This is a genomic window from Leptospira sarikeiensis (genome assembly GCF_004769615.1).
GTDB lineage: Bacteria > Spirochaetota > Leptospiria > Leptospirales > Leptospiraceae > Leptospira_B > Leptospira_B sarikeiensis.
In genome coordinates this window covers 119,991-141,245 of record NZ_RQGF01000008.1, presented here as the reverse complement: position 1 = coordinate 141,245, position 21,255 = coordinate 119,991, and the positions used below count along the sequence as shown (strand labels likewise).

The window sequence follows — 21,255 nt, the reverse complement described above, 5'->3', positions numbered from 1 at the left end:
ATTCGAACGACTGTTTTGGGATAAAATATAATAGATAAATAATGAACGGGTGTTAGGTGTGAAATTAGAACTTCTTCTTCCGATTGGAAGAAGAAGATATTATCAATAAAGGGAGAAACGGACCGGAACGTAAACCTTTACGGTTATCTTTTTTCCGTCCAAAACGGAAGGTGAGTATCTTTTCTTATAGAAGGCTTGGATCGCGGATTCTTCCAATCCGTAACCTAAGGTTTTTCCTATATTACGAACTCTTAAAACTTCTCCGGTATCCGCAATGATCACTTCTAAGGTCAATGTCCCGCCTATACCTGCAGATTGAGCATCTTTAGTATATTCAGGTTGAACATTCGGAGAAAGATCCACCGGTGCCGTAGCTCCGGAAACGATAGCATCCTGAGCTCCTGCAATCCTTGCGTCTTCTTTCTTTTTAAGAGTATCTGTTACTTCGAACTCTCCATCGTCAGGAGCTTCTCCTACGTTTGGATCTTGGATCACTAAATTCTCAACGAAAGCAACTTCGTCTATGAGTTTGTCCAAATGATCATAACTATTCGGAGGAGTGTACCAAAATAGTAGGGCAGCAATTTGTAGAAAGGCTGAAGAACCTAAAAAGGTCTCCATTCTATAACGATCTACGAATCTACGAAGAGCCGAACGTTTTTTGGAAGAAGGAGGCGCTGCAACTTGGTTCATTTCAGTCCTCCACCTTGGGTAGTCTTGGTAACCAGGGAAACTTTTAATGCCCCTGCTTCTTTCAATAATTCGAAAACATTATCCAGATCCGCATAATTCAGTTCTTTATCCGCATGGATCAGGACTTTTAGATCGGGAGTAGTAGTCAGTTTAGCGCGAACGTTATTGATCGCTTCGTTCAAAGGCATCTTTACTTGGTTAAAGTAAATGGACTTGTCCTTATCCGCACTTAGATAAAGGTTCGCGATTTTCTTATTTAGCTGTTCTCCGCCTGGAACGTCGGGAAGAGCAATGGGAAGATCGGGATCCGTATCCAGGACCGAAGTCACCATGAAGAATACCAAAAGAAGAAAGGCGATATCGGCCATGGAGCTGACCGGAATAGAAGGTGGAGCTTTTTTCTTTTTAAGTGCCATATCTTATTTTAATCTTTTAACGGAGACCTGTTTGAATCCTCTCAACTGAACAGCAGAGAGAGCATCCAACATATTTCCGTACTTCGTTTCGCCGGTCGTTTTGATTAGAGCCACTTTCTCGTCGATATTCGGGATTTCTATATCGTTCAGATCTTTTCTGAATTCTTTTAGATCCTTATAATCTCTATTACCGAGAGCCTTGTTTCTCATCTTAACCGTATCTCCGGCCACCAGAATCTCGTAGATATTCTCTCTTAGGATCAGGGTAGGGTTGGAGTTCTTACGAGGAAGTTGAATATTCAAACCTTCCTTAACGAAGAACACCGCGGTTACCATGAAAAATACAAGGAGAAGGAACGCGATATCCGACATGGAAGAGGCGGAAATCTCTTCCAAACCTCTTTTTTTCTTAAGCTGAATCATATTCTGAATTCCTAATTGGAAGAACTAAGTATTAAGCCCTTGCGTTACGTTTTAGGAATTCTTTATAAATTCTATTTGCAGCTTCTTCTACTTCGGAAGTGAATCCGTCGATCCTGGAAGTAAGGTATTGGTGGAAAGTCATTGCAGGAATTGCGATGATCAAACCTGCCGCAGTGGTGATAAGAGCTTCTTTAATACCGCCCGCTACCACTTTCGCGTTTACTTGGTCCGCATTTGCGATCGCGTCGAACGCGTTGATCATACCGGAAACGGTTCCTAAGAACCCGATCAAAGGTGCGATTGTGGAAACTGCAGCTAAGATCACAAGTCCTCTTTCCAGAACTACGATCACTTCCGCCGCTTCTCTCTCGATCCCTTTTGCGAAAATTTCAGCGTTTCCTGCAGATACGTCGATCCCGTTTTTAAGAATATCAGAGATCTTGTAAGAAGGATTTGCATCGATGAATTCTTTTGCTCCATCAAATCCTTTCTCGTCCACTTTTTCTCCCAAATCGATATTAAATCCTTTTGGAAGAAGTTTGGAAGTAGTGAGGAAGTAGATCCTTTCAAAAATAATTGCAAGAGCGATGATGGAAGAAAGTGCCAATGGATACATTGTCCATCCACCTTTATTGAAAAGGTCTACGAATCCCCATGTTCCACTTTTTTCAGGAGCGGGCGCTGGAGCAGGTTGCTCTGCAGCTGGTTGTTCGGTTTTATTTGCGTCAGTAGGTGCTGCGTCTTGGGAAAAAGTAGGTAATGTTGCAGTTAGGACAAATCCTCCAACGAGTGCAATGGCGATCCATTGGCGTAGGGAGAGATTAGTATATCGATTATGCATAGCTTTCGGAAGCTCCATAAGAAGTAATGAGACATTTTTACGTGATTTGAGTTACATATTTATTACGAAGTGATTACGGGTTGGTTAGTTTGGGGAAGAGGAGAAGAGAGCGGAAGGCGAGGATCGTAAGGGCTGATGCGGGATTGTAATAGTGAGGGAGTGGCACTCCGGTTCATCCGAGCGGGTTGGTTCTTTAAAAATCCAAATTAGATCGATATTTTCTCAAAGTTTCATAAGGATCCTTTGCAAATAGATTGGGAGAAATGCGGATTTCTTCCTTTCTTTTTATCTTAAGTACAATAACTGGCCCTGCTTTTCTATTTATACTCTTTTTAAATATGCTGGAGATGTCTTCTTTAAGAATGATCCGTCTTGGGAAAACTCCCTTTTTATAAATTATGAATTCAGGATGTAGGGAGATCTCGATATGCGATTCGTGATATAGGCAGATTGTAAGAATTAGAAAAAATAGTATGAGCATTATGTTTACCGTGTCCATAAGGTCTTCGCCATTTAAATAAGCGCGAATTTCTAATGGTGTAATTGATACAAATAGAATGGGAAGAAAAACGATCTTAATCCAGAGGGAACTTTTAAATATTATTTTGTTTGTTTCTTGGGACATTTTATTTAAAACATCACTTTAGTTTTATTTTAGGAAGAGGAGTAACATTATACATTTGCAGAATTTCTACTTTTGGAGCTCCTCCAATTTTAAGCGACGGGGTAGGGAATGTTAACGGTTTTGGTCTGGCAGGTGGTAAGACGATTTTCTTTTTTCCGCCTTTTAAGGCTACGTCGAATTCGGAAGATAGAACCCCTTGGACTGTCGATCCTGGTACTTCGCCTGCTAATGTAGCAGTCAGCATTTTACCCATTGTTTTTAATTTCGTATTCAAAAAATTCGCAGTTCCATTTTTATATTTTGTGATCATTTGTTTTGTGACTTGTTTGAAACTTCCTCGCCCTGCAGTAATTCCTTGAATTCCAGGACTCGGGATCATACCAAAAACTGCACCTAATGCAGCATCAAATGCTACTTGCGAAATCATTTCATTCCAGCCTTTGTTACCATTTGGATCGTAATTTTTCCATTCAGTCAGTGCACTTCCAAGGCCCGCAGAAAGACCTCCAGCTACAACTGGATTTTTGAAAGCGTATAGAAGTTCTCCTTGGACAGCACCTGCAACCCCTGCAATTGTATAATCAAGCATATCGCTTTTATTGCCGGTGATTTTATCTGCGGCTATTTTGGCCGAAATTCCTGCCGCGGCCCCCAGTCCTGATGCAACAAGATGATCGACCCAATGTCCGGTAGGATCCTTATATTGGATAGGGTTACCTTGTGTATATGAGTATCTATTCCAACCTTGAGTATTTTCAGAACCATCGATTACGCTATCTGCACTAGTAAACCTGGCGATTTGCGGATCATAATACCTTGCATTATAAAAATAGAAATTAGTCTCTCTATCTAGTTCTTGGGAGTTGTATTTAGGAGCAAAGTCCAAAGTTCCCCTTTGAACGAGAGTTTCTCCATATGGCTCATACTGCATTCTGCTAAGAGTATGAGCTCCTTCGTCCAATACATGTGCTACAGAATCGACTTGATCTGTTAGGAAATAAGCGGTGATCCCATCTTCATTTAGGGCAGCGATCCGTACGCCGTTGAGATAAACGTTGTTGATAGAGCTTAAAATATTCGTTTCTTCTGAATATTCTAATCCATAGAATTTACTCGGATATAAGATCTCTTGATTTTTGAAAGAAGCTCCGCTTGGAATCAAAGCTTGTTTACGAACTCTGAATCCACCTTCGTCATACCAATAATTTCCGATAGTAGTGCTTAGAGCATCTTGGACTTGTGTGATCCTGTTTTGAGAGTCGATTGTGATGGTTTTTGTCAGATCTTTGAAGTTATCTCTCTGGTAAGTCATGTTTCCGGAAGGATCGTAGTTCATGACCAATCGATCGTTTCCGGTTTGTGTTGAATCTATATGAGTGACTTGGTGGTTGGAATATTGATAATTCCACTCATCTATGAGGGTATTATCATTGAAGTTATGATTACGTTTTGCGAGTAGGTTCCCGTTCTTTGCGTAGGCAAAACTTTGGCGGAACGTTTTGGTATAGTTATCTGCAGATTCTTGGTATTGTCCGTCTGCAGCTGTAAGTCTGTTTAAATCATCATAGCTATAGTTATACGCGGTTGTGTATTCAGAAGAGGTGTTTGTGATCCCTGTGATATTGTTTCTGCTATTAAAAGCATACACTGCATCTTGTAGAGTTTTTGTAGTTCCGTCCACATCTCCTACGGAATTGATGCGGATTAATCTTTGTTTTATATCGTAGGTATAATTCGTTTGGACTCCATTTCCTAGACCAAATCCTGCAGTTTGTCCGAATTCATTGTACGTGATATTTTCTACGATAGTTTTGTTACAATATCCGGGGATGATCCCGTTTGTGTTGACTTGGACTGAAATCCCAGCGATATACCCGGCGGTTCCATAGGCATAACAAGCTTTCATTCTGGTATGGCTCACCGGATGTTCTGGGTAATCTATAGAAGTTATGCGACCTAAAAGATCGTATTTATATTCGGTAATATAAGGACCATCTGCGAGTTCTATCGTCAGATTTTTGATGTTTCTGGTTTCTTTCTTGGTACGGCCTAGTTTATCGTAGCTGAATGTTTTAATCTGAACGGAATCTTCTACTCTTACAAGTTTTCCGAGAGCATTTTCGGCCCCAGACCCACTATCATAATCGAAGTATAAGGTTCCATCCGGAGTATCTTTTGTTGCCATTCTTCCAAGAGAATCGTAAGTAAGTGAAGTTGTAATTCCGCGAGCATCAGTAGATTGCGTCAAATCACCAAAAGCATTGTAAGAAGCTGTGCTTACCCCGAAATCAGGATCGCTGTTTTTCTTTAATCTACCAAATGCATCATACAACCAATACGCCTGGTTTTTTCCGGATGTATCTTTTACGTTAATTCCACTTGTATCACAGGATAAAGCACCTCCGTCGTTCAGATCAGACTTTTTGATCATCTTACCTGCTAGATCAAAACAGAAACCGATCTTAGCCTGGGTTCCATCCGACCCGAAATCTTCAATATAAAGAACCTGACCTCTTCCGTCTTTTACGGTTCTTTTGCTAGTTCCACCACTATGAGTTTCAATAATTTCAAAAGGGTCGCTATAAGTTACGATTAAAGTAGTCGCTTCGGTTTCTCCGGCTGCGATTGGTTGAACGGTTTTTTTCGCTCTCCCTATTGCATCGTATTGGATATAACTTGGATTTTTTTCTTGGTTGTGTAAAACGAATGAATCAATTTCTCCGGGGTCTGCCCAATCGGGTTGTCCTAATCGGATAACTTGGCCATTTCCATTATAAGTAATCTTTCCTGATCTTACATATTGTCCATTAGATCCTGTTTTTACAGTATGGACCACTCTTCCCATTCCATCTTTGTAAGAACGAAGAGCGAAACTTGGATCGGGTCCGCCTGTAGGAAAGATTGTCTTTGCACTTAATGGAAAGTTGGATCCGTATTCGTAAATAGAAAGGACCTTGATTCCTGAATCGGTATCCGCACTGGATTCTACTAATCTTCCATAATCGTCATATTCGAAATAACTCTTATTCCCATTTGGATCAGTGGAGTCATCCGGAGAGCCGAATGCTTTTGCATAATTTGTAGTATATCTTGTCTTAAGTTGGATTGAACCGCCAAAGCTGGTTTGTTCTTTTACAAACTGATGTAGCTGGTCATCATAAACATAGGAAGTCCCACGGTTTGGGCTCGCACTCACATTTTTTTCTAGGGATTTATTCCCGTATGTATCGTATTCATATTCCGTAATGTTAGCGGGAACGGATGGAAGTCCGGAACCTGTATAAGTTACCGCATTCCTTGTCAGATTTCCTTGAGAATCATAAGTAAGAGTGCTTGTAGTTTCATGAGAAGAGCCGGATAAAGAAACCGTTTTCTTTGGTCTTGTTTGATTACTTGTAGAATCCGTTTCAAAATCCGTTACCGCACTAAAAGTCTGTGAGGGGTGTGCAGAATCCGCATAATGATCTGTACTTACATCCGTCTTTTTGGTAAGATTATACCCATTAAAGATCACGGAACCTTCGGAAGTAGTGGTCGCGGTTCCATTTATAAAATTCTGTGTTTTGCTCAAACGAGCAAGATAGCTGATCTTTCCCGGAACAGTTTCAATTTGTTGTATCTCGTATGTTTTTTTATTCGAACCATAATCTTGGTTATCCGAACCAATGATATGCATTTCTTTTTCGGCGCCTGAAAGAGCTCGATTATGCATAAAATTAGAATAAGGTTGACTGAAATATGAATGAACTGTGCGAGAGCCGGTTGAATCAGTCATTGTAAACTCGGTAAAACCGAATGCATCAGTTTCTTTTTTGCCATTGATGAATGCAGAGAAAGAAACCCCGTTTTTATAACTATATGTTTTGTAGATCGTATTTCCGAGTCCGTCATCTAAGGTGATCTTCGTACAAACTTTATAATTGATGGAAAGATCCGGGATATTGTCTCCCCCATTATTATCAAACTTGGTCGAATTGGAATATTCTAAGGAGTAAGTTCCACCGATTCCGTTTTTAATCTGCTCGACCACATCCGGAACAGTACCGGAAGACATTGCAAAATACCAAGTAGGTTCTTTGAGATGAATAATACCGATATCAGTGAGTCCGTCTCCATTATAATCCCCTTGGATCCATTCGAATGGATATACCTTGGTCATTAGATCCGGACGATCTAAGGATAAGGCGAATACAGGAGAGGCAGCAGTTATAATCTTACTCTGAGAAAGATCATACACTTTATTCTCTCCATCGGAAACTACGATCGGATTTCCTCTATGATCAAATTGATTATTAAATCCTACAAGGCCTGGATTGTATGCAGTTCTCGTAATGGTAGTTGCGGTAATTCTAATTTTAGAAAATACGATGGAAGAAGTATCTGTAGGATCTTCGTACACAATGGAATTTCCGGCTACTTCAGGATAAAGTGCGTATTGGATTCCGGCTTGGCTTGTTTTATCATAAACTGTAGTAGATACAGGTACATTCACAGAACCAGTCAAAAGTTTGAAGTTGATTGCTGTCATACCAATGGTTCCCAAATACCATTTATGAGTTGTTCCGGTTCTATCAACGAGCAGGATCTGTGCTTTTCCGACTCCTGCAAAATCTCCGGAGAAAATACTGAAACTTGTTCTTCTGTTTCGATTGGTTTCAGTTCCTACTTGGAAAAGATTTTGGAGATATGAATCGAGCACATCTCCAGTAACCGTTAAATATTTCGTTCCACTTGGTCCTGTGAGTAAAAATCGCTGAGCACTTACGGTTGCTCGGTCATTTAGAATAAGAGCTGATTTGGAATTGTTAGAATCGAAATTGTCGATTGCATATGCACTTTCGTTTATATCGAACGATACTACTTGAGAATCCGCAATGCTTGCAAGATCGGTTCTTTTGAATGCAGTTCCGCTATCTTGAGTTACTACGAAAAATTTACTTGTGGTTCCGAAATCCCCGAAGAATAGAACTTCGTCTCTGGTGTTTACCGTATAACGATCCGCTTTTCCTCTATTGATCGTTACGACTCCATTTGTTTCCGGATTAAATCCTGTTAATACGGATTCAGTAAATATGCTTCCTTTCTTAAAATCAAAGACTCCGGTTTTGCGATCAAAGAGCAAAAGTTCAGGAGAAGAAGAACAATCGTTTCCGGTAAAACATCCTACAAACGGAAGTTCTCCTTTGCCCGGGTTGGAGTTCCCATCATACTGATAATCTAATAATACCGTTTTTGTATCTGAAGAAGTGGAAAAAACAGCAGATCCTTTGACAGGTTTGACTTCATCCAAAGGAAGAGGAGTTTGCATCACTCTTTCTTGGTTCGGGCCGAAGCTCATATCACTATAAACTTTGTAACGAAATCCGTTAGATGTTGCTTCGCCGATCCAAAACTTTCCGTCGTTTGCAGAGAAAAATCCGATATCTGTCGCTCCGTCTCCATTGAAATCCCCTTGGAGCCAGCGAGTAACTGTTTTAAATTGAGGAGCCTTGGACCAAATTTGAAAATTGATCGTTTGGTTGATTGTCGCTCCTAAAATCCATTCTCCGGATGAACGATCGAATAATAAGAAATCGGAAGTTCCATCTCCATTAAAATCTCCGGAGAATTGGTCATTAGAGAATAATGTCTGTTCCGGTGCAGTGAATACTTTGTATAAAACCCAGTTGGTAATAAAATAGATAGGGTTTGTTTTATCCGGATTGCGAACATTTTCTCCCACAAACCATTTTCCGCTTCTCTGGTCATAGATGGAAATGTCCGTAAGTCCATCCGCGTTATAATCTCCGCTTAAGAACTTAACTTTTGCTCTATCTTTTCCGTCGATAGTTGTATCATTTGTACTAACACTATCCTGATTCGGATTCGGGGAATAATCTCCTCTGAAAACGTTTTGGAATTTTTTCCCAACTTTTAGAAATTCAAAACTTCCACCTTTGTTCAACATCAAAGTCCAAAGGCCGGTTGGCTCGTCGAATAAGAGAGAATCGGAGAGTCCGTTTCCGTCATAATCTCCCGGAAACCATTCCATCCGGAATATATCCGGAATTCCGCTCATGAGTCTTCCATAATTACGAAATTGGAATACTTGTCCGTCATGTTCGGCTACGATAAAGTCTTTTGTTTCCGGAAGATAGAATGCAAGATCCGCTCTTCCATCTCCGTTAAAATCACCACTTACGTTTCCTTTGAAGAATCGGATCTTAGATGAATCGTCATACCCTTTGTATCTGTTTCCATAGGTTTTGAAATTATATCCGCCTTCTTTTCTTCCTTCTGCTGCTCTCCAATTCCCGGTCTGAGGATTGAAATATACGATATCCGAAATCGCATCCCCGTTAAAATCGCCTTCGAAATATTGAGTGGATGCCGGGAGTAATTCTGGTTCGCTTGATCCTTGGTTGACTATATTCTGCCAAGTTAGAGTTCTTACAGAGGTTGTGTATTTAAATTCAGGTTTAGTGGTATGGCGATCCGATTCTACCGTTTTTAAAATGGGTCTTCCCGAATCGAAAGAAATATCATACACCATTGTGTATGTCCAAAGTTTTCCACCAGTCCAGCCCACTTCTACTTTATCTAGAAGTCTATCCATGACCATGGTAAACCCGGGAGCCTTACTTACATAAGAATCTGCTCTTTGTTTAGTGATAAACTTAACGTACTGTTTTGCAGGGAAGCCACTCCTGCTATTTCCTGTGTATTTGATTTCTTGGATGTATAAATTTCTTTTTTCGGAATATTGGGAGGTGTCGTAAGTCACGTCCATATAGTTCCCGTTTCTATCTTCCGTTCTGGAAAGATACCAACTATATGTTTTTGTAATTTGATTTGGATCGTAGATCCGTTTAGAGGCAGAGTCCCCAAAAATTGTTTTGGTTCCGGAGGAATCCAAGACTTCCCAGGTTCCTCCGTTTTCTATATTTGTTAATTTTAATAATGCAAAATCTTCTTCCGTGATCTCGGGTCTATATACTCCGTTCTCGTTGGAAGTGGAGCCGGAAACCTTAATCAGTCTTTTTCCGTTCCAAGTAAATGTATCTCTGGAATCGTAAAATAATGCTCCATATTCAGGAGTTCTTGTAATCGCTCCGAGTCCGATACTCCAACCTATCCCTGTCCATCCATCTCCTCCGGTAGAAGAATAAGATAGTGCTAAGTTTGGCTGAACTCCCGCTCTTCCTGCAGGAATTTGGATTGGATAATTTAAGGATACTGCTCCATAATTATTCGGCTCAGGAGGAGCGATAAACGATGATCCGGCAACTGCATCCGCCTTTGTTTCCGGATCATCTATTGCTTCGCTATAGTTTGTGGAAATAGAGAATAGATCGCTTCCTTCCGGAGCAGGTGCAGAACCTGGAGATAAAAAAGATGTTCCGGACGGAATGACTCCCGCAAACCGGAATAACTTACTCATCATGTCAGAGCCACCAGAACAAGAAGCTAAGAAGAAAGGAAAGGCGGCCAAGTAAATGGCCGCTTTTCTGAAAATTTCCATAATAGATTACCCGAGATATTTGTTACTGAGTAACCTTAGTCCATATGGTGAAGTCTCTTTCAATCATTGGGGCAATGAAGAAGTTGTTCATTCCATATTGGAGGGTTCCTGGGTTTGCTAGGTTTAAGTAGGTTCCTCTGATTGTCCTCTTTAATGCGTCTTGCGATGACCAAGCTACGAATCCATTGTCTCCGGAATTTGCAATAGTCGGAAACACTTGATTCCCTTCGTTTGTAGTGCTTACGAAAAAATCACCGGGTCCTTTTATAGCTAAAGGGGCAATAGATACAGAACGGCCCCTAAGTGTCGTTTTTCCTCCCTCTGTATGTTCCCAAAGTAAAATTAAGGTATTACCATTTATAATCGAACTTGCGATTCTTTTAGATGTCGCAGATGTTGCCGAGTCGATAGCCAGCGGGGCAACAGAAGCAAATAGGCCTGTGGTCAGATCTACTGTTCTTAAGTAAATTCGATTTCCTTTGGAATAGGTGACTATTCCGGTATTGCTTGAAACATCTGTTGTAGACTGTGAAACACCTGTATCCAATGACAAAGTATTAATAATATTGCTATTTGACAGATCAACAATTTGTGATTGTAGGCTCCCTCCACTCGTACTACTTGTAATTCCTGTGACAATTGCTCTTGCAGCACTCATAGCGATTGATAGATCAGCATTTCCTGTTATCGTAATCGAGCGATCTGAACCTATTTTATTACCAGTGCTTAAATCAATTATTCCATATTTAATGTAAGTTTGGCTAGTTCCATCGTAGTAACGAATGGCCACTATGGCTTTCCCGCCGTTAACTTTCGATAATAGGTAATATATCGACCCGTTGTCGGCATTGTAGTTTATCGTAATTGCAGTTGCTGCAGCGGCAACTGGCAAGCCAGTACTTAGATTGTAGACTCTTGCCTTTACTTGTGAATCTAACCATGAAACAAAAGCTCGTGTCGAATCAGTCGCTAACGTTAATTTTTGATAAGAGCCTGACGAACTTATTACAGTCCCTGAGAAAGTAGTATTAAGAGAAGTGATATCAAAGATTTTAATATAATCCGAAAATGTATTAGCACTATTATCGTATTCTTCCCAAACTAAGACAGCATTTGTTCCTTGTATAGACAGGTCGAAGTTGTCTATAGAAGAACGAGCAACATTGGTAAGTATTACAAATTCATTAGTTAATGCTTGGCCAGTTAAAACATTAAAGTATAACCCTTTCAGTTTCATAGCTACGGAATCATAATGCACCTTGAAACCGGTATTTCCTGAAATTACTACTTTAAGTGAATTACCTAAGCCTCCTGCATTTTGTACAGCGTCGCTTAAAACCACATCTGATTTGGAAGAATCTAATCGATATACTTTTCCAGTATTCGTGGATAATCCAAAGAGCCCACCGGATAAGAATGTCGGAAACTTTGTCGCGTCGGCCCAAGAATTCCATAGTGCAACTCCTTTATTATAAGCTCCTGACCAGTTAACAGCTTCTAAATTCGGAGTAACCCCTAAGCAACTTAGGGGATGGAAAGGATTTGCGGAACAGCTAACGGAGGTTCCAAGTTCGAATGGCAAATATTGGCTAATGTTCCATCCAGTAGAATTAAATGCGGATTGAACTTGAGTATTCCAATCTGTAGCAAATCCATTTTCGACGGTTAGTCTTACATCAGGAGCCGTAAGACTCCCTTTAACATAAACTTCGGTGGTCTTCTTGCTTACCTTCTTGATTGTTGAGCCAATTGTAACTACATAGGAACCATCAGAAGCTGGTGTTCCTATATTAGATATCGTATATGAATTTGAATCTCCAAGTATATAGATACTTTCTCCGATGGCTGCAATTCCCGAGCTATTTGCTACTGAAATAGTATTATCTCCGATTGCTACAGGATTCGCTAATTCACCTCTCATTTTACGGACATCCGTATAAGGAAGAGGCCAAATAGTCCTTCGGTAGGCGTTACTCAATGACGGACGAAGATAAATATTGATCAAACTGACTTCCGGATCTACATAATTATGCTCAGTCGGAAGTTCGATACAAAGAGTGTATGTTTGGTTTACATAATCCAAAGTTCTACCACAATTTTTGGGTTTATATGCATTCGAATTATCTAAATCTTTTACGATATGGAACCAATCTGATCTTTCTCCTCCAAATCCAAGATTGATTTCGAAATCAGCCACCTGATCTATAGAAAGTTTTTTGAGATCATTTGTGATATTATAACTAAAATTAGAATAGTATTGAAATAGGCCGCCATTTACAGGCAACCCGAAGTCTGGAGTTATATATTGGTTATTATTCAATTTAATGTTCAGTTCTAATCTTTCTCCGAATCCTAATTTTCCTAAGAAGAGAGAGTTTACTTCTGGATCGTATGGATATTTTCCTAGTTTGCTAAGGTCCCATGAGGAATTAATCATATAATCTCTTTGTGTTTCGAGAGGATTGGTTCCGAACGTTTTTTCTTCTTCCTTTTTTAACATATCTTTAAAGGAAATATAAACAATATCATAATAGTCTCCCGCCCAGATAATAGAATCCACTCCCTTTACCATTGGTACTTTTTGGCTATTCGTCGGATCGAAAGTTCGAACCGAATCATCTAAATCTTTATAATATTCTGTAAGATTATAATACTTACCGTTGGAGTAAATTGCCCATACTCCTGCATTCTTTTTTTCCTCTTCACTCCATTCGTTTGTTGGTTTTTGTACGCAAGCTGTTCTGGAAACGCCGTCCGATCCGGTCTTTGTCTGATATGTACACGGAATGTTTGTAGGAACAGGACCTAGATTTTTAATTCCCTTGAGATGTATTTTATATTCCCCTAATGAAGGAGCAACTTCAGAAAAATCTATCACATAGTCTTCAAATTCGACTTTAAAACCGTTACATTGTAATCTTTCTAACGCTTTTCTAAGCGTAATGCCAGGTGAAAGTGAGGTTGCCGTTCGAGCACAAGGATCCGAATTTTCTGGAGCGTCGAATGCAGCCACTCGATACATTTGTCTAATGTTTGGCCCATATACTCGAACCAAACCCGTTCTTCCTTTTGCATTTTCTTCGATAATTTTTAGATTATTTCCTGAGAAGTTTAAAAGTGAAGATTTATAATTGGAGTCTTCAACATGTGTCATTTCGTAATCTACGATATAGATTTTCGGATTATATCCTGCTGCGATTGCATTTTCAATTTCAGATGTATTGAGGCCGGACAATTGAACGACGTATGGTCCAAATTCAGAACCACCGTAAACACTAACTTCGAAAAGACTGAAATCATCATTTCTTAGTCGAAAGCTTTGAATCGGTATAAGATCGCCTGTCCCGTTTTCAAACATTAAAGAACAAAGAATATTCTTTAATTTTACTGGCATATTCACTGAAGTGTTTTTAATATAAAGAGCAGCGCGCACATAACCTGCGTTTGCATCGATCTGTGCGGTCTCATTAATCTTTTGCGCCTTTTCGGAACGAAACTTTTTAGCTTTAGAAGTGGCTGATGATGATTTCAAATTATTAGATTGTGTATCAATATTATTCTTAAAAGGCTTGTCGGCCCATTTTGTGGTAGTCATCGAAGTAGAGTTTTTGGATTCCCAACTGATGGAATTGCTCATTCCGTAGTTAAACCCAGTAGAAACGGGGCCAATACCAACCTGTGTTCCCACATTGAAGCTATTATTGACAGTCCCCGAAAGCTCATTTGAACTTGCGAATGAATCTTGGAATTGAACTGTTCTTAAATTTACTTCGTTTTGGTGAATTTTTTCCGATCCTTGTGTTTTAGTGGATTCAAAATCGCTCGAATTGATCTCACTTGTGATCTCATCAGACGTGTTTTGAGAATTTTTTAGAATTTCTATTTTCATTGTGACTGGTGGAGCAACGATTGCTTCGATTACAGGATAATCTGCAACCCATACGTTAGTAGTCGTTTCGTCTGCATTTAGGATCCCGTCTCCATCGAAGTCATTTACGATAGTTGTACCGGTGGGATCTATAGTGCCGCCTAGGGCTGCGGCTTTTACTTTTGTTCCCGGAGGCAATGAGAATAAATTGTTCACAGGAATTGTAGGTTTAACCCCCGGAATTCCTCCCTTATCTACAATGAGAGGGACCTTTTCGGCAACAAGCCATGTGGCTTTTGATAAATCTACATTTCCATTGTCCCAAAAATTCCAACTGCCGGAACATCCTATAAAGAGTTGGAATACGATAATAAAAGAAATATATAATCTGGGATATGATACTTTATTCATATAATCTACCTCATGTGTAGGCTAACGTACTTTTTTATTCGGCTAACTAGCTTTAGGCGATTATAAAAAGTCAAAAATTATTTTATTTAATATTATTACAAATTAATGTTTATTTATATTAATTTAATATTCCGAATGGGATATGTAGAATATTAGGGGAGATGGAAATTGTTTTGAAGAAGAGGGGGCTCGGATTTTCTTTGAGCGATGAGGGAGTTGGGGCTAAAATAAAAAAGCAAACCTACCGAAATTTTATTCGATAGATTTGCTTAATGCTAGCAATCTTTTTGCTTAAAGTTTATATGTTGCTTGGAAAGAGTAGCTTACCCCTGTTCTATAAGATAGGAAGAGTTCCTTCTCTCCTGTAAGCTCATTCTTCTGATATACTCTATAACGAGTGTCAAAGATGTTTTGAGCAGAAACTTTAAACTCTAAATGATCTCCGCGTTTCGCAGTATAAACTACGTCAGTTAAACCCACGGCTCTTTCATACGCGTCCGGTAAATAGTTTGCACCGACTGCATAAAGTCTGTCGCCGAAGTAGTTGTAATAAAATCCAAGTGTTTGGGTCTTCTTCTCGTTTAAGTAGAAGTCGAACTTTAGGTTGAATACGAATGGTGACTGACCTTGTAGAGGCCTGGATAAATTTGTAGGGTTGTAAGACGCAGCCCTGGATAAAGTATCTACCATCCCGGATTGAACTGCAATATACTGCTCCCAAGAAAGAACATCCACTCTTGACTTGATGAAGAACATATTGGTTTCGAATCGAAGCCAGCTTGTTAGTTCTTTTCTAAAGTCAAACTCAACTCCTCGGATTGTCGCTTGTTGAGCGTTTGCGAAAGTGAATTTCTGGCTGATACCACCCGCAACCGGCTGACCGATCATCTCGATCGGATCGGAAATTTGTTTGAAGAATGCTCCGACCCCGACGTAGTCCGTTGAATTCAGATAATATTCATAACGTAAATCGTAGTTATGAATATAAGACCTTTGTAGGGAAGAGTTACCAAAAATAGTGTTTGCTCCATAGTATGGAGTAAATCCGAAAGGAGATAGTTCTCTTAGATCAGGTCTTGTTAAAGTTTGAGTCACCGCTGCTCTTAAAATCTGATCTTTTGCTAATTCCCAGTTCACGTTTAAGGAAGGAAGACGGTCTTTTGTTCTAAGTTCTCCGACCCCGTTATTGAACTGATCACAGACATTATTTCGAACTAAAGCAATCCGAGCGGTTTCATCACTTACGCCACATCCGTAGTCTAGATTCAAGAAGCTAGTAGTGTTCCCGGTGTAATACGTTTTTACCTTTTGATAACTATCCTCATAACGCATACCGAATAATACTTTAAGTTTAGGTAAAATTGGTAAGTCCACCTGGGTATAGTAAGCTTGTAACTTTTGAGAAGCTGTGTAGGCATTGGATTGACCCGCTAACTGTAAAGAAAATTGGTTCGTATTATCCAAGAAGGTAACCGGATTTGAATAAACTTCTCCTGGTAAAGGATAACGTTCTAATCCGGTGGAAGTATTTGGTTTTTGACCATACCAATAAAAAGTGAAATCTTTTTCTCGGGTGGTGGTATAAGTTCCGAGTTTTAATAATGCTTTTAGACCTGACCATTGGTCGAAAGGAATTTCATAATTTAATTTTATGGTTTTGGTAATATCTCTAGTGTTGGAGAAGAATCGAGATCCATCATTAGAATCCCCTAATCTTGTCATATCATAAGGATTCGGGTTACCAATTCCTTGTCTCCAAACCTGTTGTTGTAGGTTTGGTTGGTCTCTATCGGCTTGCGCGTAGTTTACTCTCCAGTCGAATTTATGTGCACGATCTCCAAACCAATTTAAGGCATGATCTCCACCTAAAGTATGGTGTTGGATCAAGCTACTAGTATACTGAGTTGTTTGAGCTTTAAAATGAGCTAGATTGATATAATCATTACCATCTGACTGACGAACAACTCCTTCTCCTTGTTGCGTATATAAAGATTTAAGAAAAACCTGCTGGCCTTTAGTAATTTCGTAGGCTAGGTTCATGTTATTTCCCCAGTTACGCTCTTCAGTATAAAGATCAGCTTTCTGATCTTGTAATTTATTTAAGGTAGAACCTGCAGTTGTTAAAGGGATCGCAGCCGATCCAATATAACGATTTGATTCTTCTTGTCTGAATCTATAATTTCGGTTGTAAGTCGAACCGACTAAAATCCCGATCCTTGAAGTAGCTCCTACCTTAAACGTATCTCCATAATTGATGGAGAAGTTTTTGTCGAATGGGGCAGGACCTGAGTTTGGGGTCCATTTTTGGTTAAATTCTGCAGTACTCGCCTGGACTACTGTAGGATCGTATCCGCCGAAGATGGATCCTGGAATTACTGGAGTAGCATTAGGAACATTTGCAAGAGGGTTTTTCTGGTTATCATTTACTCCTCCTAACATAGTTCCTTGGTTCATATTTAGGAATTTATGACCGGTTGTATTATAGTTCCCTCCAGCTCCTACGGAAACGCTGAAAAGTTTTTCTTCCGGATATTCTTGGGTCTCTATCTTTACAAGACCACCCGAGAATTCAGCAGGAAGTTCCGGAATAAAAGTTTTTATGATCCGAACGTTTTTCAAAACCCCGGAAGGGAAAATATCTAATGCAACAACTCGTTTGTCAGGCTCGGTTGAAGGGACAAGAGTATCGTTCAATTCAGTATTTGAATAACGTTCTCCGAGTCCTCTTACGAATACGAATTTACCACCGACTAAAGTGATCCCTGTAACTCTTCGCACCACTTCACCTGCGGAAGAGTCCGGGCTTTTCTTGATCGCTTCTTTCGAAATACCGTCGGAAACGGAAGAAGATTTCTTTTGCAAAGCGAGTAGGGCAGCCTCAGCGTCGTTGAGTGCACGACCTTTTACATCCACTGTTTCCAAGGTTTGAAGTCCGAAAGTCACGTTAACAACTTGAGGTTTTCCCCCAGTGACTGTAACAGAACGTTTCTGAGGAGCAAACCCCATCATTTGGAATTCGACTTCATGAGTTCCGAGAGGAAGCTCTAAGTCATATGCCCCATCAAAATCCGATTTAGCGAATTTTTTAAGAGAACGAACGACGATGGTCGCACCGAATACGGCCTCCCCGTTATCCCCATCTACGATTTTTCCCCTTACTTTTCCGGTCGCTTGCGCGAAAACATTTTCCGAGAAAGTAAAGACCAGTAAAGCGATTGCAAAAATTTTTATTTTCATAGTTTTATTCTGTTTCAATGTTTTTTAATATTAAGATCCAATAACGCAGACTTTGAATTTCCCTTGGTGTTCGATGACAAGCCGCACTTCTTCAAGTTCAACTTTATCTTTTCCAAAACTGATTACCAAGTTACCAACTCGATGCCCTTTTAATACTTTGAGAGGTCGATTTTCATATTTCCAAGTCAATGTTTCGATTTTGAATTTTTGACCCTTATGGCTTTTAAATACGTTTTGGATTTTTTCTAATGCTACGTATCTACGGAGGTCCGTAAATTTCCATGTTTGCTCTAAAGGCATTGTGTTGGATAACGTATTCTCATCGATGGAGTTAGATAGAAATATGTTTATATATTCATCTTTGGTGAAAATATAACGGTCCGTCTGACCATTCTGAACAGCTTCTAAAAATTTTTGTATTGCTTCTTCTTTGCTATTACTTAGATCAGAAATTTCATAATGATCTTTTAGCTGAGACTTTAAATAAGCCTTTGATTCTTCTATCTTGTTGAAATATTCAGGGTCGTCCCCTTTATATTCTTTTTTGCAATCACTTAAGATTACGGTTATAATTAGTGCAAAGACGATTTGCGAGTTAGCAATCATTCTGCCTTTCATTTTGTATCGATTCCCGGAATTTTATTTTTTTATCTATTTATAAAAAGACCTCCTCTTTTGGAGGAGGTCTTTAGGTCTTAATTTAGTTTTCGATTAACGAGCTCTCCAAACGGCCCAGTTTGCATACCAGCTATTTCCTCCAGTAGGAGTAACAGTGGTTGTTCCATCGAAGTCAGTCAGAGTGCCGCTAGCCGGTGCTCCGCCCCAAGTGAGGGAACCTGCAACGCTGGTTTTTAGATCCGGTTTGAATCCTAAGAAACCGCAATTGTTTTGGGTGCTGGTAATGGACACAACAGGAGCACTAGTTAGAGAAGTTGTTCTGTTGGTTACTGTACAGGTTGCATTTGCATCAAGAAGTGAAGTATCATCGCTGATTAAACCATCAATGATAGATGCGGAATCTCCGTACCCAGTTCCGCTTGTGGTGGCGTTTTCACATTTAACCGTTTGCTTAAATTTGTAAGCGAGGCCATGCAAAAATAATCCTTTCATACCTTCTCTGTGGCGTTCTGCATAACTTGCAGTTTCGTTTACACCGATCAGAGTATATTGGTCAACAAATGGGTTGGAAGGTTCATGAGTTGCAGCAGCACTTGGAGTTTTGGTGGTTCCATCCACTCCGTCCATTTCCATTCCACCTGGGTCTGTAGAAGGTGTTCCACCACAAACTTTAGGGTATTTAACTGCGATAATGTATTTTAGGGATCCAGAGAAACCTTCATCCATATCGAAGTCGTCATCCATACCACCAGTTCCGAGTAAGAATTTACCTTTGAAAGTACGCTCAGTTGCTCCACCAGTTCCTGTTAGGTTCGGAGAACCTGCAGTTCCTACATCAGGAGCGCTTGCGCCTCTTCCGCCTCCCCACCATTCGAAGGAATCATCCAATCCACGGTGAGCTTGCACGTAGTTATAGTTTCCGGTGTTAACCGCATATTGAGAGTAAGAGTTTAACTCGTCCCCAGGTGCTACCTCAGTACCAGCAAATTCATTGATGGTATAATTAAGAGTAACAGAGCTAGAACCGGAAGAAAGTGGATAAGACTGAGGAGAAGTTCCTTCAGTTAAAGCCGCAGCCACTCTGGTATTATTTCCACTTCCGATGAAAGTTAATCCACCCCAGTCTCCAGGGAATCTGGATCCTCTTGCTTGCGCAGAAGTGAAACATACAGGGTTAGCAGCTGTTCCGTTCGTTACAAGGTTTGCACCGATAAAGAACATTGCAGATCCTCTTTCTCCGTAGATCACTGCGCCTGCAGGAACAGTGATAGTTGCTCCATTAGTTACAGTTACAGTTCCACGTAATAGAGTGAATGCTCCTAAGGTTTTGTTAGAAGTGATATTTCCAGAAACGATCTCAGGGGTACCGATAGAATCACATTTGTTCTCTCCAATTGTTGCACCCGGGTTGCTATAAACACCTTTTACTGCGGTGATTAAAGTAATATCGGAAGCAAGGGTGGTTCCGTCGAAAGTCCCAGTAATTTGAAGTCCTGCGCTCGATGCTGCAACATCCGGATCTATTACACCAGTTTCATTTGAGAATGTAACTTGCCCTACGTTAGTAGGATCGCTTACATCAATATCAACTGCCATATCGAAAGTTCCGATTAGTTCGGTGTAGTTAGCTGCGACGTCGCAAGGATTTGTCGAAGAACTATTACAAGTAATTGTGTCTGGAACTGAGTAGACATGACCTTTCAAATTTGTATTTGAGGTGCCAATACGAGTTGTAATGTTAAACTCAGCAGCATCATTGTTTCCGCTGCCACTTGCACATGCAACAGTGAAGTCAGTTCCGCCTGATACGATTGAAGAACCAGTAAGTTTCACAAATAAAGGTTTAGTGAAGGCAGGAGAACTATTAAAGTTCGCAGGGAATTGACCTACACAGTTTGTTTTTGCAAAAGTTCCCGATTGGGTTAACTTCCCGTTGATAATTACGGTTGCTTCGTAGCTATTTCCGCTTAGCGCCGCTAAAGCTAGAGCCGCTCCGTTACTTCCGCCTCCGGAATCACAACCTACAAGAGAAGCAGCAACAACAAGGGCGCTGATCACTTTCCAGGTTTTTTTATTTAACGATTTCATGGATCGAATTTCTCCTATTCATTCTGAAAGAGGCCGAAATCCGATCGACCTCGAGGATTATGTTAGATAAAAATCTTTACGACTTGATTACGTACCTGTTAAGGTTTGAGTTCTTTAGGGTAAAAGTAGTACTATCAAAAAGATCCCACCGAAGATCGCGTAATCGGTGTATCTTTCCTTATCTGGATAGTTTTCTTGCTCTTTTTGTTTCCATTCAACGGGTTTAGCTTCCACAGTAACGACTGTTCTATCAAAACCTCTGCGAGAGCCGTCCTCGAACTCAACGATCACACCCTGTTCTGACTGAGTGGTTTTTACGTTTTCGATTACTTCTTTTGTTTTTGTATTCGTAACCGTATCTGCAGATAGGCTTCCTAAACATATTAGAAAGATTGAAATTGTAATAATTGCTCTCGTAACCATAATGTAATACTTCCGATTCGTTCTATCCTCCTTATGGAAAGGATAGGAACTTCTGCAATTCGATTTGAATGGGAACTGTTACAAACAGATTAATTGTAATATTGGATAGGC

Annotated in this window: 11 protein-coding genes; all 11 read right to left on the bottom strand. The window is 40.0% G+C overall.

What is annotated here, in order from left to right; all coding sequences use genetic code 11:
- Positions 1 to 102: 102 nt before the first annotated feature.
- The 11 genes from EHQ64_RS02895 to EHQ64_RS02845 all read right to left on the bottom strand — a co-directional run bounded on the left by EHQ64_RS02895 (position 103) and on the right by EHQ64_RS02845 (position 21,144).
- On the bottom strand, positions 103 to 693 hold the full coding sequence (locus EHQ64_RS02895) for an energy transducer TonB (RefSeq protein WP_135647998.1): 591 nt from the start codon (positions 691 to 693) through the stop codon (positions 103 to 105).
- Positions 690 to 1,109, bottom strand: coding sequence for an ExbD/TolR family protein (locus EHQ64_RS02890; RefSeq protein WP_135647997.1), 420 nt, complete (start codon positions 1,107 to 1,109; stop codon positions 690 to 692). Before EHQ64_RS02890 ends, EHQ64_RS02895 begins: the two co-directional genes overlap by 4 nt.
- Before the next feature lie 3 nt (positions 1,110 to 1,112).
- A complete protein-coding gene (locus EHQ64_RS02885; RefSeq protein WP_135647996.1) occupies positions 1,113 to 1,532 on the bottom strand; it encodes an ExbD/TolR family protein in 420 nt (139 codons plus the stop codon).
- 31 nt (positions 1,533 to 1,563) lie between these two features.
- Complete coding sequence (locus EHQ64_RS02880; RefSeq protein WP_135647995.1) at positions 1,564 to 2,373, bottom strand: MotA/TolQ/ExbB proton channel family protein; 810 nt, start codon at positions 2,371 to 2,373, stop codon at positions 1,564 to 1,566.
- A gap of 193 nt (positions 2,374 to 2,566) precedes the next feature.
- Positions 2,567 to 2,998: a hypothetical protein gene (locus EHQ64_RS20345; RefSeq protein ID WP_246048549.1), complete on the bottom strand. Its 432-nt coding sequence runs from the start codon at positions 2,996 to 2,998 to the stop codon at positions 2,567 to 2,569.
- 13 nt (positions 2,999 to 3,011) lie between these two features.
- A complete protein-coding gene (locus tag EHQ64_RS02870) occupies positions 3,012 to 10,421 on the bottom strand; it encodes a SpvB/TcaC N-terminal domain-containing protein (protein ID WP_246048560.1) in 7,410 nt (2,469 codons plus the stop codon).
- 100 nt (positions 10,422 to 10,521) lie between these two features.
- Positions 10,522 to 14,778, bottom strand: a complete 4,257-nt coding sequence (locus EHQ64_RS02865) for an LIC12048 family lipoprotein (protein ID WP_246048547.1) — start codon at positions 14,776 to 14,778, stop codon at positions 10,522 to 10,524.
- A 291-nt stretch (positions 14,779 to 15,069) separates the two neighbouring features.
- Positions 15,070 to 18,015 (bottom strand): TonB-dependent receptor domain-containing protein, encoded by a 2,946-nt coding sequence (locus tag EHQ64_RS02860; protein ID WP_135647993.1) that lies wholly within the window; start codon positions 18,013 to 18,015, stop codon positions 15,070 to 15,072.
- Positions 18,016 to 18,045: 30 nt separating this feature from the next.
- Positions 18,046 to 18,633 (bottom strand): hypothetical protein, encoded by a 588-nt coding sequence (locus tag EHQ64_RS02855; RefSeq protein ID WP_135647992.1) that lies wholly within the window; start codon positions 18,631 to 18,633, stop codon positions 18,046 to 18,048.
- 93 nt (positions 18,634 to 18,726) lie between these two features.
- Complete coding sequence (locus tag EHQ64_RS02850) at positions 18,727 to 20,721, bottom strand: hypothetical protein (RefSeq protein ID WP_135647991.1); 1,995 nt, start codon at positions 20,719 to 20,721, stop codon at positions 18,727 to 18,729.
- Positions 20,722 to 20,835: 114 nt separating this feature from the next.
- On the bottom strand, positions 20,836 to 21,144 hold the full coding sequence (locus tag EHQ64_RS02845; RefSeq protein ID WP_135647990.1) for an LIMLP_04285 family protein: 309 nt from the start codon (positions 21,142 to 21,144) through the stop codon (positions 20,836 to 20,838).
- Between the last annotated feature and the right edge of the window lie 111 nt (positions 21,145 to 21,255).

Coding starts and splice junctions, on each gene's coding strand:
- EHQ64_RS02895 (WP_135647998.1), bottom strand. CDS start 693: ATGAACCAAGTTGCAGCGCCTCCTTCTTCCAAAAAACGTTCGGCTCTT.
- EHQ64_RS02845 (WP_135647990.1), bottom strand. CDS start 21,144: ATGGTTACGAGAGCAATTATTACAATTTCAATCTTTCTAATATGTTTA.
- EHQ64_RS02880 (WP_135647995.1), bottom strand. CDS start 2,373: ATGCATAATCGATATACTAATCTCTCCCTACGCCAATGGATCGCCATT.
- EHQ64_RS02870 (WP_246048560.1), bottom strand. CDS start 10,421: ATGATGAGTAAGTTATTCCGGTTTGCGGGAGTCATTCCGTCCGGAACA.
- EHQ64_RS02855 (WP_135647992.1), bottom strand. CDS start 18,633: ATGAAAGGCAGAATGATTGCTAACTCGCAAATCGTCTTTGCACTAATT.
- EHQ64_RS02860 (WP_135647993.1), bottom strand. CDS start 18,015: ATGAAAATAAAAATTTTTGCAATCGCTTTACTGGTCTTTACTTTCTCG.
- EHQ64_RS20345 (WP_246048549.1), bottom strand. CDS start 2,998: ATGTCCCAAGAAACAAACAAAATAATATTTAAAAGTTCCCTCTGGATT.
- EHQ64_RS02890 (WP_135647997.1), bottom strand. CDS start 1,109: ATGGCACTTAAAAAGAAAAAAGCTCCACCTTCTATTCCGGTCAGCTCC.
- EHQ64_RS02865 (WP_246048547.1), bottom strand. CDS start 14,778: ATGAATAAAGTATCATATCCCAGATTATATATTTCTTTTATTATCGTA.
- EHQ64_RS02850 (WP_135647991.1), bottom strand. CDS start 20,721: ATGAAATCGTTAAATAAAAAAACCTGGAAAGTGATCAGCGCCCTTGTT.
- EHQ64_RS02885 (WP_135647996.1), bottom strand. CDS start 1,532: ATGATTCAGCTTAAGAAAAAAAGAGGTTTGGAAGAGATTTCCGCCTCT.